Here is a 15,522-nt window from a genome sequence, read left to right as displayed (position 1 = left end):
TTCATGGAGCTAAATTAAAAAATCTGGTTTAAATCCAGATTTTTTTGTTAAAGCAATAATCTTTGTTATATCTTTTAAAAAAACCTAATTTTACTTTTTAAAAGTTTTACAATTCTCTAAAATTTTGTTAATTTCATCTTGACATATTTCTCTGATTTCACCCAGATTCAAATTATTATCTAATTTTAGTGTGCCTATTGATATTCTTTTTAGGTAGGTTATTTTATAACCAAAAAAATTTAGCATTTCCTTAACTTGATGAAATTTACCTTCATAAATAGTTATATAGGCAGATTTAGAGTCTATAAAGATAAACTCATATCTTTCTACATGATAATTATTTGCAATGATAATTGGTTTGGGATAGTGATTTTTTATTTTGTCATCAAAAGGTTTATTAGTCTGGAAATAATACGTTTTAGGTATTTCAAATTTTGAGTTCATAATTTGGTGGCCTAAAAAACCATCATTACTTATTATTAATAATCCCTCTGTGTCTTTGTCAAGTCGACCATATGAAAAAAATTTATTGGGATCAAGGTCAATAATTTCGAAAATTGTTTTACTTTTTTTATCAAAATTTGCCGTTATGTATCCTGATGGTTTGTTGAAAACAAAATATTGTTTTTCTTTATATTCAACTAGCTTACCATCAATCATAATTGTATCATTATTAATATCAACACAAATTGGCTTAAGGATTGATTTATTATTTATTAGAACCCTTTTAGCTTTTATTATTTTTTTGCATTCATTTCTTGAAATGTTAAGATATCAAGAAATGATTTTTTCTATTCTTATTTTCATTATATTTCATCTTGTATTCTATTTAGAGCATTAATGTAAATTTCGAGCGATTTTTTTATTTCTTTGAATGTGAAGCATTCGTTGGGTCCATGCATTAAATGCATATATTTTGTTGAACCAAAAGCTACACAATTATTAACTATACGTGCGTAGGTCCCTCCGCCAATTGCTAATGGTAGATCTTCGGTATTCATTACTTCATTATATGTTTGCATTAGTAATTTTATTAATTTGCTTTCTGGTGACATAAACATAGAATTTTTAGTTCCAACTACTTCAAAATGTACATCTGAAAAATTGCATGAAAGGTATTTTTTTATAGAATTTGTAACCTCTTCAACGGAATGGGTTGCCGGGACTCGTAAATCAAAAGTTATGATATGTTTGTCAGAGGTTGTTTTGATAATGCCAAGATTAGCACTAAGGCTACCCGAGAAATCATCATAGTCTGGAAAAATATTTTTTAATCTAAAATCACGAGTTTCTAAATTTTCACTAATAAATTTTATTAGATTATATCTTAACAATTGGGGATGTTTTTCTTTTAGTTCTAGGATTGATTTGATAATAGCATTATCACCTTTTTCTGGCGTTGAACCATGACCACCCTTCCCTAGTACACTGTGTAGCTTTCCGTTGTATATATATTCAGTTTTGTCTGGTATTTGATTTACAACATTTCCGGCATTTATTTCAAGATTATCAATTTTATTAAAAATAAAACTAACTTGATATATAAGTTTTTCTGCAAAAATAAGTGGCCATTCTCCGTCAGGAGTATATGAAACATATGGATGGCCGAAGTCTGCAAGATAAAATTTCATTGATTTCATAGTTGTCTCTTCGGAAATCCCAAAGATAATTCGAATAGACCATTCATCATTGACTAGACCATTGTCTTTGAGATATTTCATTGCATACATGTTAATGATTGCAGGACCCTTGTCATCAAGACTACCTCTACAAATTATTTCATTATCAGTGATTACTGGAACAAAGGCGCTAGTTTTTCATTGCTTTTCATCGCCAGCAGGAACAACATCTAAGTGAGCTAAAATACCTAGAATTTTTGCCCCATTACCAATTTGTGCATATCCATATCGATTGTGTGGATCTTTATATGTTTCAAAGCCAAAAGAATCAGCTAATTTTAGGGCATAGTTTAAAGCATTATCAGCGTTTATACCAAATGGATATTTTCCTTCTTGCTCTATACTGATGGAAGGGATTTCGCATAAGCTTGCAATGTTTTTGATCATTTTATCAAACACTTCTTTTTCTTGCTTAAATTGAATATATTTTTTCATTTTAAATCCTCAAAAATAAGATTAATTTTTAACTAATTTTATAGCAATCCCTTTGTTTTGAAAGACGTAATTATCGTCATGTTCAAAATAGACCTTTATTAATTCAGGATAGTCAGTAAATGGGTTACGATTTCTTTGATGTTTATAAACACCATTGTTTCTATCGATATCAAATTGTGAAATTCCATCTAATTTATTTCATTTTAAATAAGTTTCTAAATATTTTTGTTTTATTTGATTTATGCCATTTTCTTCAAAAAATACTCTTTGTGCGGAGTGGTTGTTTGTAATATTTTTGTCTCTATAAGTTAACACAAAATAGAAGAAGACTCTTGCTATATCACCTTTAAATTCATCTATTACTTCAAAAACCTGCTCTCCATCTTCTTTTCCAATTCCTAACTTTGAACCATTGCTTGAAACTATTTTGCCATTTTGAGTTTCTCCATATGGTAAATTACCATGGATAGCATTGACTTTTTTATCTGACGGTCAAACATGGTGGGCATCATTTCTCATTGGCCCTTGTTTTGCAAATCAGGATTGTGCAATGATATGTTCACGATTCATACCTTGCCCCTCTTTATTTCCAATGTCACGATATTTGCCAAATTCAAAGTTGTATTTGTCTTTTCCTCCAATTATTTCCGTATATAGATCTAAAACTGTGCCATCTTTTTCATAATACTTATCAACAAATGCATCAACATAAGTATTGTGCAACTTTGCATAAGCAGCTCTACCAACACCCGTTTTGTCTCGGTTTTGTAGTTGAATCATAAAAAGTTTGTCTCTTAATTCTTGTCCACTTAATCCATTTAGTGATTCATAAAATTTATTCGAGTTATCATATTGGATGTGAAATCCATTATTTGTGGTTGGGGCAGCGCCATTTCTTGCCAAGGTGTTATTATCTTGTTCTTGTTGTCTATTATCTTTCTCTTTCTTATCGGGAGTAATAGGATTATTCTCGCTTCCTGCTTCTGATTTTTTATCATTTGGATTTGCTGAAGGACTTATTTCTCTTAGAGCTTCATTATTTAATATTTCAATTTCCTTAATTAATGAATCAAAGTTTTTAGAGTTTTCCTTGCTTTCTATAATCTCTAGCTTGTTTCATAGCTTATTTAATTTTTCATTATCTTTTATTTTAAGGATGTTTTTTAGAAGTTCTTCTTTTTTATTCAGATATTTTTTTTCATTTTCAGAAGTTTGCGTTTGCGTTGAACATGAGGACAAAATCAAAAATGTTGTTGGTAACGTTAGCGTTGTTAAATAAATCATTATGTTTTTTGAATAAGTTTTTTTCATATTAATAATTTCCTTAGAATAAATTGGTTAACATTTTAATTATAATACTATTTAATTTTTAGCGTTTTTATAATACTCTAATATGTCTTAAAAGAAGGTTAATACTTACGACATAGAAGTTGTGTTATTTTATATTAATAGCAATGTTCTTAACATTAAAAAAACACACCACAGTGTGCTTAAAAGGTTACAAAATATATTATTATTGTGATTTTGCTTCAGCTTTTCTTGCTTCTCTTCTTAGGTCGCGGGCTCTTTCTTTAGCTAATTTGTGAGCTCTTTTTTCAGCTTTAACCTTATTTGCTAATCTAACGTCTTTTCTCATCGCATTTCCTTTCAATATTTGCTAATTTTATTACTTTAGAAGGATAGTTAATATTATAACTATTTTTTCTTAATTTGCTCAACTTTTTGCTCGATCAAATCAAAATCAATATCATCCATTGCTTTTATTTTTTCTTCAAGCGATAATGATTTCTTTAAATGTTCCTTATTTGATATTTTATGATTAAGTTCTTTGAAGTCATTGGCCGCATCAAAAAGGTTAATTTGATCTTCTTCATCAAAGATTTGGTTATTAATCTTTAATGAATTAGTGTAATAATTTTTTTTAAATAGTGTTGTTTCAGTTGTTTCTTCGATGCTGCTATTTTTTGTTAAATTATCTTGAAATTTCAGTTTTAGAATTTCTTTTTGTTTACTATCATCTTCAATAAGCTTGTTTATTTTTATATGCTGAATTAAGTAACCCGAATTATTTAATTCATTGCTAAATTTATTTAATTTTTCGATCTTAATTTTATCACTTTGACTGCACTTAAAATCAAGTTTTTGTGTTTCATTATTTTCATTTGTTATTAGTAATTCAAGGTTTTTAGTATTTACTTCTAGACATTTTGGAATGCAATTGATATTTTTTAAACAGTTGAATAATTTGGTCCCGCGGTTTGCGCGCCCTGTATATTTTATGTCCCTCATATTTCATTGTTTATACATTCCGCCTTCAGTTATCATTGTTACTACATTTAAAGGTAAACAAGTTGTAAAAGCAGACACAAAAATTTTTTCATTTGTTTGTAATTTAGGCAATAGTTTTATGCCTTGCGCTTTGAGGGCTAGATCAGTTGAAAAAACATTTTCATTTAATAAGAAATATGAACCATTATTAAGCAGTATGAAAATATCCTTCTCATCATTGCCAATTTTTGCATCGATTAATTCATCATCATTATTTTTAAAATTTATACAAATTCTCTTCTTGTTTAATACTTTTGAATTAAAGCTAGATATCTTTACTTTTTTAGCGAAACCATATTTTGTTATTAGTATAATGTTAGCATACGATTCATATGATGTTATTTCCATTACTCGAATAATTTTTTCATTGCTATCAAGATTCACTAATGAAGATATATGCACACCCAATTCTTTTCATGAATTATCTTTTAAAATATGTGCTTCAATGATGAAAAAATTTCCCTTGTTAGTAAAGAAAATTAATTTTGAAAGAGAATTAATTTCATCATAATATTTAATTGCATCTCCTTCTTTTAGTTTATATGTAGCAAAGTCGTTAGCATTATAGATTTTTGTACTAATTTTTTTGATATAGCCTTCTTGAGAAATAAAGAAATAAAAATTTTCATTTTTAGCAAGAAGTTTATGATCAATATCTTTATTTATGCCTTCTTCTTTAATTATGGTTTTTCTATCCTGTGCATATTCAATTTTTATTTCAGTTAGTTGTTTTATTAAAAAAATATTAAATTCGTAGTTATCACTAAGTAAGGTTTTACATTGTGTAATTAAGGCTTCAAGGTTAGTTTTTTCTTGCTGAAATTCAATTTGATCCATTCTTGAAAGTTTATATAGTCTTAGCTCAGCTATGGCTGTTGCCTGAATTTCGCTAAAATTAAATGCCTTTATTAGTGAAAGAATTACACCTTTTTTGGAATTATCACTTTCCTTGATTAATTTGATAACTTCATCAGAAATTTCTGCTACTCTAATAAAACCTTCAACGATTTCATGGCGTAATTTATATCTTTGAAGATCGTATTTTATTCCATTGGTATTTATTTGTTTTGAATGCTCAAGAAATGCATATAATGCTTTGTAAAGCGATAATAGGCTAGGTGCATTTTTATATATAGCAAGCATATTGTAATCATAATTAACTCTTAGTTTAGTTTTGTTCATTAGATAGATCATGATTGCCTCGGCATTTGCATTTTCTTCAAGTTCAATGTATATTGACAATCCATCGCGATCAGATTGATCTCTAATTTCTTTAATTCCAGAAATTACTTTTGAAGAAATGATTGTATCAATTTCAAAAACCATTTTCGACTTAACTACACCAAAGGGAATTTCAGTAATTTCTATGCCAATAATGTTTTCTTTTTTGTCATAGACATATTTATATTTTGAGGATAGTGCAATTTTTCCTCTTCCGGTCATAAAAGCATCGTGAATTCCTTTGGTCCCGTTAATTATGCCTCCGGTCGGAAAGTCAGGGCCTTTAACATAATTCATTAATTCGCTAGTGGTGATATTTGGGTTTTTAATCATAGCAATTAAGGCATCAATTAGTTCGCCTAAATTATGGGGAGGAATTTGTGTTGCAAAGCCTGATGCAATCCCCATTGCTCCATTTACTAGCAAATTAGGAAAAAGGGTCGGTAAAACAACAGGTTCATATTCTGAATCATCAAAGTTTGGAATCATTGGTACTACTTTGCGCTCCAAATCTTTTAGCATTAGTTCTGTTATTTTTTCTAATCTTGATTCTGTGTAACGCATAGCAGCAGCTGGGTCATCATCAATTGAACCCTTATTTCCATGCATTTGCACAAGTGGATAATTGCTTTTTCATTCCTGCGCCATTCTTACCATTGCTTCATAAACAGGACTATCGCCGTGTGGGTGATATTTACCTAAAACATCCCCAACAATCCGTGCCGATTTTTTGAATGCCTCCTTGTTTCTAAGTTTTAGATTTCACATTGAATAAAGGATACGACGTTGTACTGGTTTTAAGCCATCTCTGGCATCGGGTATTGCACGCTGTTGAATAACATATTTTGAAAAACGGGCAAAACTATCGCTCATAATGTCGACCATATTCTTATCAATAATATTTTCAATTACTTGGTCATAATTATTTTTATTTTTCTTGTCCATAAGTCGTGCCTCATTTATTTTTTATTAATTTCAAATTCATCAATACTTGAAAAGTCGATGTTATTATTGATTCAATTTTTTCTTGCCTCCGAATCATCACTCATAAAGGTAGTTATATACCTTTCTATTAATGCTTGCTGATCGATGCCTACCTTAATGATTGAACGAGTTGCAGGATTCATTGTTGTTTCTCAAAGTTGGTCAGCATTCATTTCTCCAAGTCCTTTATATCTTTGGATTTCGTAGTTTGTATATTGCGACGTTATTTCTCTTAGTTGTTCTTCGTCTCAAGCATAGAAATATTTGTTATTTGAGTTTTTAATTGTTATTTTATATAATGGTGGCAAAGCGATATATACCATTCCTAATTCAATTAGTTTTTTCATATATCTTCAGAAAAATGTTAATAAAAGCATTTGGATATGGGCTCCATCAACATCCGCATCAGTCATAATAATAATTTTTCCATATTGTGAATTCTTGGCATCGAATTCGCTACCAATTCCAGCTCCAATCGTGTTAATAATTGTTGCAAGTTCTTCATTTGCAAGGACATCAACTAACTTGGCCTTATCAGTATTCATTACAACCCCACGTAAGGGAAGAATGGCTTGAGTCATTCGATTTCTGCCCATTTTAGCCGACCCTCCGGCCGAATCACCTTCGACTAAAAAAAGCTCTTTGATTGTTTTGTTCTTTGTTTGTGCAGGAGTTAATTTGTTTGAAAGAATTTTTTTTGAATCGAGTTTATTCTTTACCTTTCTAGCTTCATTTCTAGCATTTCTTGCCGCAATTCTTCCGTCATATGTTCGCTTAATTTTCTCGATGATTTTGTCAGCTTCTTGCTTGTTTTCATTTAAAAAAAATGTAAATTTTTCACTAAAGAAATCTTCAACAGATTCCCTTGCTTCAGGCGTTCCTAATTTATCCTTAGTTTGCCCAACAAATTCAAGAATACTTTCAGGAATTTTTAGTGATACTACAGCAATTATTCCCTCTCTAACATCTAATCCATCAAAATTAATTTTTGTTTTAGAACTTGAATTTTTTGCATACCATTCATTAATTGTTTTGGTTAATGCAGATTTAAATGCTGTTTCATGAGTTCCTCCATCCCTAGTTTTAACATTATTGACAAAGGAATATATTGATTCACTATAGTTTTCAGTATATGCTAATGATATTTCAACCTCAATATTGTTTTTTGATTTTCCTGACGCAAAGAAAATTCTACTGATAAATTTTCGGCCCTCGCCAACAAAGTTGATATATTCTTTAATTCCTTCATTGGTTTGAAAAACAACATTTTCGTTAGTATTTTCATTGATATAGTTGATTTTCAAATTTGATATTAAGAAACTGGCCTCTCTTAATTTTTCTTTAACCGTTTCAGATGAAAATTTCGCTTTTTTAAATATTGAATAATTAGGTCAAAATTGAACCCTAGTTCCACGTTTTGTAGTTGGTCCTATAATTGTTGTTTTACTTGTAATTTTTTCTTGTTCAAAAGATGTGAAGTATTCTTTTTTGTCACGATAAACGCTAACTTCAACCTTAGAACTAAGGGCATTTACTACTGAGGACCCAACGCCATGAAGTCCTCCACTAGTTTTGTATGCCCCATCGCCAAATTTACCGCCAGCATGTAATTCGGTAAATACTAGTTCAACACCACTTTTTCCTGTCTCATGTTTATTGATTGGAACGCCTCTTCCGTTGTCTTCAACAATAACAGACCCATCACTTTTTAATATTACCTTAATATTATTAGCATATCCGGCTAATGCTTCATCAATAGCATTATCAAAAATTTCCCAAATTAAATGATGTAATCCGTTTGAATCAGTAGAACCAACATACATTCCAGGTCTTTTAATAACTGCCTCTAAACCCTTTAAAACTTTTAAATCTTTTGCTTCGTAATTAGTTGTACTCATGATAATTAATTATATATTTTTTGAATATTTAAATAAAAATTAAAAAATATAAAGACACAAATGAGTGTTTTATAGACGTTGGTTTTTATTGTTTTCTTCCAGTTCTTGGTTAATCATATGAATATCTGCATTCATAATTTTTTCACCCAAAAAGATAATAGCGATTTTGTTAATTATTTTATTTTTAGTTATTTTATATATTTTTGCAAATGTGATTTTAATGATATATCTAATTAAGAAAAAACAGGTAAGTCAGCTAATAAATAGTATGCTAGTGATGGAAATTAAAACTATAAAATTATTTGATTGTATTAGAAAATGTGTTCCATTATTTAAAATAAGATAAACAATTCATGCTGTAATGAGAATGATAGGAATAATAATTACATAAATGCATAAAGCAAGAAAGAAAATGTAATTTCTTTTAAGTTTTGGATATTTTTTTAGTTTACAAAAAAAATTATTTTTATTTGTCATTTCTTAAATTAAATGTTTTTATTTCAACTTCGTTAATTATTTCATTCTCAAGTTTCTCAAGATTTTCAAGTTCTTCTTCTAATCTTTTTGCTTCCTCTCTTGTGGGTTTGGTGATCGGGAATCTTGGGGCAAAAAGTTCACATGTTTCGCAAGCTTTTTGGATCGATATTTCCATTGTGTTAATGGCTTTGGCAATTGTTATTGTTTCATTTTTATCGAAGCTTAATAATGGTCTAAAAATAGGCAAATCACAAACCTCTGATATTGCGTGGATTGATTCTAATGTTTGCGAAGCAACTTGTGCTAAATTTTCACCATTCGAAATTGCTTTTATATTATATTTTTTGGCTATTTTTTGTGCAATACGATAGAAACTGCGGCGCATTAGTGTTATTTTATATTTTTGATTTGATACAAGACCTATATAATTCATTAATTTTGTGTAATTAATTTGAAAAAGAGTAGAAGATCCTTGAAATTTGGTTAATGTTTTGATAATTTGTTCGATTTTCATAGTCGTTTTTTCATCGGTATGAGGGGGTGTAATGAAGTTTAAAAATTCAATCTTTAATCCCCTTTTTTGCAATAAATGTGCAGCAACAGGAGAATCGATTCCACCACTTATTAAATGTAAAACACGTCCTGATGAACACACTGGCATTCCGCCAAGGGCATAAATGTAGTCGCTAAAAATATATGTAAATTTGTCTCTTATTTCAATATATATGGATAAATCAGGATTGCTAAGGTTTACAACTTTATTTTTAAAATTATTTAATATAAAACCGCCAAAGTGCATATTGATTTCCGATGAGGTTAAATGATAATTTTTATTATGTCTTCTGGCATTTATAGCAAAAGAGTTGAATGATTTTTTCGAGGCTAGTTCAAATACTTTTTTTTCAATATCTTCAATATTGGTTGATGTCTTATGAACTATTGAATAAGATGAAATTCCAAAAATAAATTTTAGGGATTTTAAATTTTGCTCTGAATACTTACAAAAAGCTCTGTCGTATTCCATTCTTAACTCATTTTTAGGTATATATAGTTCAATATTTTTTCTTAATTGATTAATGAAATCCTTTTTATTTTCACCTTTTAGTGTCAATTCTCCGTATCTAATTAATATTTCCATTTCTTGATTAGCACACATTTTATTTCTCCTTTGAATTATTAATTAATTTTAGCGATTTATTAATTATTTCATCATATTTATTCTGATATATTAAGTTAATTAATTCAATATTTTTTTCTTGAAATTTATTCTTTGTTAGCAAGTTAAAATTATCGATTAGATGCCTTGCAACCAAATATTTTATGTTAATCACAATAATTTTTTTTTGAATGACTTGATTTATTAAGTTTAGTTCATATTCGTCATTTATATTTTGCTTTTCTAGCAGTGATTCAAATTTATTTTTATAATAAATTATTTCCTCATTTAATGGTATTTTAAAGTCATGTAGTCCAAATGTCTCAATTAACATATTGGTCATTTTATCCTTGAAAGCGGTCTTATCTTTTTTGTTTCAATTATTTTTAAATTGTCTTTGAAAAAACGGGATTTTACACATTTTTTTTAGAATATTATTTAGATTATTTAATCTTTCAAAATATGAAATATTGCTTGAATTTTTTTTATTTTTTGATTTAAAATACGCCAGATTTTGGTAATAAAATTCATAAAAATTATTTATTAATAATTTATATTTTGCGTTTTGATGGTCTGATTTAAGATTTTTTCAATGTTGTATATCAAAAAGATCAATTATTTTGCTTATAAGCTCAGAATTTGATTTTAATATTTCAAAACTATCTATTTCTTTTTTGATTTCAATATATTTGTAAATTATTTTTTTTGAAAGGTTTTCAAGTTTTGTTTTGAATGTTACAATTCAATCAAAAAAATTAGTTTTATGAATTTTAATTTTAATTTCTTCAATCACACTTCTAGTTTCATCGATGAAAGAATTTAGCATTTGCCAATTAAAAAAAAATTGGTGAAAAGATGAATACTTGATGACAAGGTCCTCAATAAATTTAAATGGAATTTCAATATTATTTTCAATATATGAGTATAGTGTTAAACCATTTTTTATAAAGAACAAAAAATCATTTAATATTTTTTTGATATTTTTTGAATTAGTTAAAAAATGATTATTCCAACCTTTATATAGTTGAAGTTTACTACTGTATTCAACAATATTTTTTATTTCATTGTATTTTTTATTAAATTCAATTGAAAAATCTTGAAAGAAAAGGTTGTTTTTATTGTTATCAATACATTTATTTATATTTAAGAAGACGGATTTTAAATTATTTGAAAAGATGAGAAATTTTGAGATATTTTGACTTTCAAGAAAAATAAAATCTTTGTTTTCTTTTATTGTTTCTTTTATTGTTTTTCATTCGACAATTGCTTTATTAAAAATTTTTTTAAATTCAGGACTTTTCGATTTTTTTTCTTGTATGTTTCTTATGTTATTAATCATATGCAATTCATTAAGAAAAAAAGTTATCTTTGATAGTGAAAATTCAATAATATTTATTACATTAGCAGTTATTTTTTCTTGGTATGTGCATTTATTGTTTTTATCTGTAAATTCATGAAATTGATTATTAATTTTTTTAATTTTTTTTAAATTTTGGTTTATGTATTCAATCTTTTTTTGAAGTTTCTTGATTTTAAATTCCTTTTTTAAAGATCGAATAATGAAGGCGATAATAATAGGTATTATCCAAATTACATTTAACAAAAAATACAAATAATTGTGTACCATAGTAAGTAAAATTATATTTTATATATCTTATTTATTGTTCACAATATATCTAAGTCTAGTTTTATTTGAAAAAAATGTAAAAAAATAATATAATTTTCCTTATATGAGAAAGCAAAAGAAAGTGTCACTATCTTGTCAGGAATGCTTGCATAAAAATTATTCTGTTAATAAAAGTAATGAAAAAAGACTAGAGATTAAGAAATTTTGTAAATATTGCAATATTCAAACAATTCATAAAGAGGAAAAATAAGGTATGCTAGAAAAAACAAAGATGAGTCCTGAAGAAAAAAAAGAGATTAAAGATAGAGTAAGAAGAGAGAAAGCTCTTTTAAAGGAAAGAAAAAAGGATGAAGCTAAGGCAACGAAACTTTACACTTTTAGAAATTTAGTAAGGGAAATTAAGAGAGTTGCGTGGCCAAGTAATTTCAAGTCTTGAAAATGGTTTGGAATTACTATTGCCTTTGTGTTAATCATGGCTATATTTTGCTTTGTTATAACTTTAATTTTTACCGGTTTATGAAATGTAGTGGGTATTAGAACATAATATTTTTTAAGGAGAAAAAATGTATTCAGATTGTAAGTGATATATGATATCAACTGTTTCAGGCAAGGAAGATAATGTTGTTGAAGCATTGAAAAATAAGATTAGTTCTCAAAAAATGGAAGATTTCTTTAAGGATATTAGAATTTTTAAGATGCCCCATTTGTCTAGCAAAGAATTGCAAAAGAAAAGTAGGGGTGAGGAATACAACATTAAGTATGTAAATATTTATAAAGGTTATATTTTTCTTAATATGATAATGACTGATGAATCCTGGTATTTAGTTCGTAATACACAATACGTTACTGGTTTGATTGGATCTTCTGGAAAAGGTGCAAAACCAACGCCAATCAGTGAAAACACCTTTGAAAAAATGGTTGAAAAAGAAAGGATTCTCATTGAGAAATTTGAAGCGGGAGATATTGAAACAGCATTTAAAGAGGGGATTATTGTTAAAATTAAGAGTGGTATATTCAAGGGCGAAGTTGGCGAAATTATTAGAAATGATGACATTGAACAAAAAGCATTTGTAAATATTGAACAATTTGGAAGAAAAGTGCCAACGGAATTCTCACATAATGACCTTGAGATTTGCTCTTAGTTATTTATGGTATTTATTTTAGGAGAATTTATGAATAAAATAACAAAAACGTTAATTAGTATTGGTTCGATTTCTGCTTTGACTCTCCCATTAATTGCCATTTCATGTACTAACTATAAAGCAGAATTAGAAAGAGAAGTTTCTCTTGCTAAGCAACAATTATCTAATATTGAATTTGCTGATGATTATGAGGACAAATTAAGAAAAGAAATTATTGACGCTGAAAATATATTAAAAAATAATAGCAATAAAAATATCGATTATCAGAAGGCACTTAGTGATTTTATTGAAAATACAAATAAAATTCTTAATGATAATAAAACAACAACCGAAAAATATAGTAATAACCAAAGAGATGTATTTATTTTTTTAAATACATTAAAGCAATATGCACATGAACAGTTGTCAGATAAAAAATATGATGAATTGAAAATTGAGTTAGTTAAACAATACAGCGCAAAAGAAGAAGAAATTAAGAAAATAAATTCAGTTTTATTTAATGATAATGCTAAAGCCAAATTAATACAAGAACTAAATAAAATTCTTGATGACATTAAAACTAAAAAAGCTGAAGTTGACAAAAAAGCCAGTGCTAAATTATTTTAAAAAAGAAGAATCATAAAATATTTGAATCTTCTTTTTTGTTTTTATATAAGGAGATTATTTTAAAAAAATGAAGGAATTTTGGTTTAAGGAAGGCGAAAAGCTAGATGAATTAGTTAATTATCTTCTGTCATTTAAAAAAATAGAAGCTATATTATTAGACGGGGAATTAGGTGCAGGGAAGACAACATTAACTGGGCAAATAGCCAAAAAATTAGGTGAATCTAAGGCTGTGGTTTCCCCAACATTTAATACTATAATATGCTATGATAAAATGGTACATATTGATGCGTATAAATTAGTTGGTGATTTATTCCCATATGAAGAATATTTTGAAGATAAAATTGTTGTTATTGAATGGTCAAAAAACATTATACATAATTTTAAATATTATTTTAATATTGAGGTCAGTCTTCACGAAAGGGATGGTCAAATTTTTCATTTATTTAAAATAACTAAGCAAACTTGTTATCAAGGCTTATTCATTGAAACTTCTTTGCCAGATTTTTGCATAGCTTTAACTGAAAATGGTAATGTGATTGACCATATATTAATTGAAAAACTAATTAAAAAAACTGATAAATTCTTTGAATCAATAGATGAGTTATTAGGAAGAAATAATACAAAGTTGAATTATCTAGATAATCTTTACATAACAAATGGACCTGGAAGTTTTACCGGAACACGCCTAGCCTTTGTTTTTGCATCTACTAATAAACTTCTTCAAAATGTAATCGCAAAAAATGATATAAAAGTTTTTATTGCGCCAACATATGATTTGTTTTTTAAACAACTAAATTTGGATGTTATTTATATAAAAGCTAATAGGTATAAGGCATATGAAGTAATTAAAACTAATTTAGGAATAACTATAAATTTAGTTGATAGTATAAATTCAGTAATAGATTTTAATTACCAAAATTTCTTTAAAAATTTTAGTAAATATGTTGATTTATTTAGAGAATCAAATGACATCTTAAAAGAAGAATTAATTTATGCTTCTGATCCTCAAATTGGAGGTGTTTAATGAAAATTTTTGCTATCGAGAGCTCTCATGATGATACCTCTTTTGCTATTTTGGAAGATAATAAGCCTGTTTGAATGAAAACTATATCTCAAACAGAAATTCATAAAAAATACGGTGGAACCATTCCAGAAATTGCTTCGAGATTGCATGTTAGAAATATTGCATTATTAATTGAAGAATTTAAGAATATCGTTGTTAATAACAAGGAGATTTGTAAGAATATTGATTATATTGCTTATACTAAGGAACCGGGATTGGTAGGATCGTTGCAAATAGGTTTTATTGTTGCACAAACAATGTCCAGAATATATCAAATACCAGCAATTGGGTTAAATCACTTAGAAGGCCATTTTTATTCAGCTTTTATATCGAAAGAATTAGAATTTCCTGCCTTATGCTTATTAGTTTCAGGTGGACATTCGCAATTGATGTTATATACTGATTCTAATAGTTTTGAGATAGTCGGTGAAACTTTGGACGATGCCGTTGGTGAGGTTTATGATAAGATTGCTAGAAAATTATCATTAGGTTTTCCGGGTGGACCGATTATTGATAATATTTGAATTAATAATAAAGAAAAATATAAAAATAAATTTTCAATTCCACATACATTAAATGAATTAGATTTTTCATTTAGTGGAATCAAAACAGCCGTTATAAATCATTTTAATAGTCTAATAAATAGAAACGAAGAAATTAATATTAATAAGATTGCTTGTGAATTTCAAAATACGATAATTGCCTACCTTAAAATTAATTTAGAAAAGGCAATTAAAAAGTATGGACCAAAATGTATTACTTTAGCAGGAGGAGTAAGCGCTAATAAAGGAATTAGAGAAATGGTGTTAACCCTTCACAACAATGTTTATCTACCATTAATGGAGTATACAACTGATAATGCAATGATGATTGCTAGACTAGCTTATGAAAAGGTAAAAAAATAAT

15 protein-coding genes are annotated in these 15,522 nt (G+C 27.7%); 6 read left to right on the top strand and 9 right to left on the bottom strand.

Annotated elements, in window-relative coordinates; all coding sequences use genetic code 4:
• Nucleotides 1-90: 90 nt before the first annotated feature.
• The 9 genes from ACWXVU_RS00795 to ACWXVU_RS00755 form a co-directional block, all read right to left on the bottom strand.
• On the bottom strand, nucleotides 91-807 hold the full coding sequence (locus tag ACWXVU_RS00795) for a pseudouridine synthase (RefSeq protein ID WP_455993922.1): 717 nt from the start codon (nucleotides 805-807) through the stop codon (nucleotides 91-93).
• A complete protein-coding gene (locus tag ACWXVU_RS00790; RefSeq protein WP_456011950.1) occupies nucleotides 807-2,114 on the bottom strand; it encodes a M20/M25/M40 family metallo-hydrolase in 1,308 nt (435 codons plus the stop codon). The genes ACWXVU_RS00795 and ACWXVU_RS00790 overlap by 1 nt, the downstream gene beginning before the upstream one ends.
• Nucleotides 2,115-2,135: 21 nt before the next feature.
• Nucleotides 2,136-3,425 (bottom strand): endonuclease, encoded by a 1,290-nt coding sequence (locus tag ACWXVU_RS00785; protein WP_456011948.1) that lies wholly within the window; start codon nucleotides 3,423-3,425, stop codon nucleotides 2,136-2,138.
• A gap of 202 nt (nucleotides 3,426-3,627) precedes the next feature.
• A complete protein-coding gene (locus tag ACWXVU_RS00780) occupies nucleotides 3,628-3,750 on the bottom strand; it encodes a hypothetical protein (protein WP_438340645.1) in 123 nt (40 codons plus the stop codon).
• 59 nt (nucleotides 3,751-3,809) lie between these two features.
• On the bottom strand, nucleotides 3,810-6,608 hold the full coding sequence (locus tag ACWXVU_RS00775) for a DNA topoisomerase (ATP-hydrolyzing) (RefSeq protein ID WP_456011946.1): 2,799 nt from the start codon (nucleotides 6,606-6,608) through the stop codon (nucleotides 3,810-3,812).
• A gap of 14 nt (nucleotides 6,609-6,622) precedes the next feature.
• Entirely contained in the window at nucleotides 6,623-8,545 is a 1,923-nt protein-coding gene (locus ACWXVU_RS00770) for a DNA gyrase/topoisomerase IV subunit B (RefSeq protein WP_456011944.1), read from the bottom strand.
• Nucleotides 8,546-8,614: 69 nt separating this feature from the next.
• A complete protein-coding gene (locus ACWXVU_RS00765; RefSeq protein ID WP_456011942.1) occupies nucleotides 8,615-9,022 on the bottom strand; it encodes a hypothetical protein in 408 nt (135 codons plus the stop codon).
• Nucleotides 9,012-10,178, bottom strand: a complete 1,167-nt coding sequence (gene thiI, locus ACWXVU_RS00760; RefSeq protein WP_456011940.1) for a tRNA uracil 4-sulfurtransferase ThiI — start codon at nucleotides 10,176-10,178, stop codon at nucleotides 9,012-9,014. The genes ACWXVU_RS00765 and thiI overlap by 11 nt, the downstream gene beginning before the upstream one ends.
• A gap of 1 nt (nucleotide 10,179) precedes the next feature.
• Nucleotides 10,180-11,805 carry a hypothetical protein gene (locus ACWXVU_RS00755; protein WP_456011938.1) on the bottom strand — a complete coding sequence of 542 codons (1,626 nt, stop codon included), beginning with the start codon at nucleotides 11,803-11,805 and terminating at the stop codon, nucleotides 10,180-10,182.
• Nucleotides 11,806-11,908: 103 nt separating this feature from the next.
• Between ACWXVU_RS00755 and rpmG the strand changes: the two genes are divergently transcribed.
• From rpmG to tsaD, 6 genes are all read left to right on the top strand, one after another.
• On the top strand, nucleotides 11,909-12,055 hold the full coding sequence (gene rpmG / locus ACWXVU_RS00750; protein ID WP_438340651.1) for a 50S ribosomal protein L33: 147 nt from the start codon (nucleotides 11,909-11,911) through the stop codon (nucleotides 12,053-12,055).
• Nucleotides 12,056-12,058: 3 nt separating this feature from the next.
• On the top strand, nucleotides 12,059-12,349 hold the full coding sequence (secE, locus tag ACWXVU_RS00745; protein WP_438340652.1) for a preprotein translocase subunit SecE: 291 nt from the start codon (nucleotides 12,059-12,061) through the stop codon (nucleotides 12,347-12,349).
• 19 nt (nucleotides 12,350-12,368) lie between these two features.
• Nucleotides 12,369-12,947 carry a transcription termination/antitermination protein NusG gene (nusG, locus tag ACWXVU_RS00740; protein WP_438340653.1) on the top strand — a complete coding sequence of 193 codons (579 nt, stop codon included), beginning with the start codon at nucleotides 12,369-12,371 and terminating at the stop codon, nucleotides 12,945-12,947.
• Between the two features lie 30 nt (nucleotides 12,948-12,977).
• Entirely contained in the window at nucleotides 12,978-13,553 is a 576-nt protein-coding gene (locus tag ACWXVU_RS00735; protein ID WP_456011936.1) for a variable surface lipoprotein, read from the top strand.
• A gap of 67 nt (nucleotides 13,554-13,620) precedes the next feature.
• Nucleotides 13,621-14,577 carry a tRNA (adenosine(37)-N6)-threonylcarbamoyltransferase complex ATPase subunit type 1 TsaE gene (gene tsaE, locus ACWXVU_RS00730; RefSeq protein WP_438340655.1) on the top strand — a complete coding sequence of 319 codons (957 nt, stop codon included), beginning with the start codon at nucleotides 13,621-13,623 and terminating at the stop codon, nucleotides 14,575-14,577.
• Complete coding sequence (tsaD, locus tag ACWXVU_RS00725) at nucleotides 14,577-15,521, top strand: tRNA (adenosine(37)-N6)-threonylcarbamoyltransferase complex transferase subunit TsaD (RefSeq protein ID WP_438340656.1); 945 nt, start codon at nucleotides 14,577-14,579, stop codon at nucleotides 15,519-15,521. The genes tsaE and tsaD overlap by 1 nt, the downstream gene beginning before the upstream one ends.
• Nucleotide 15,522 lies beyond the last annotated feature (1 nt).

The organism is Mycoplasma sp. 2575 (assembly GCF_053851635.1).
Note: the sequence above shows the minus strand (reverse complement) of the source record. Positions and strands in the feature narration are given on the sequence as shown.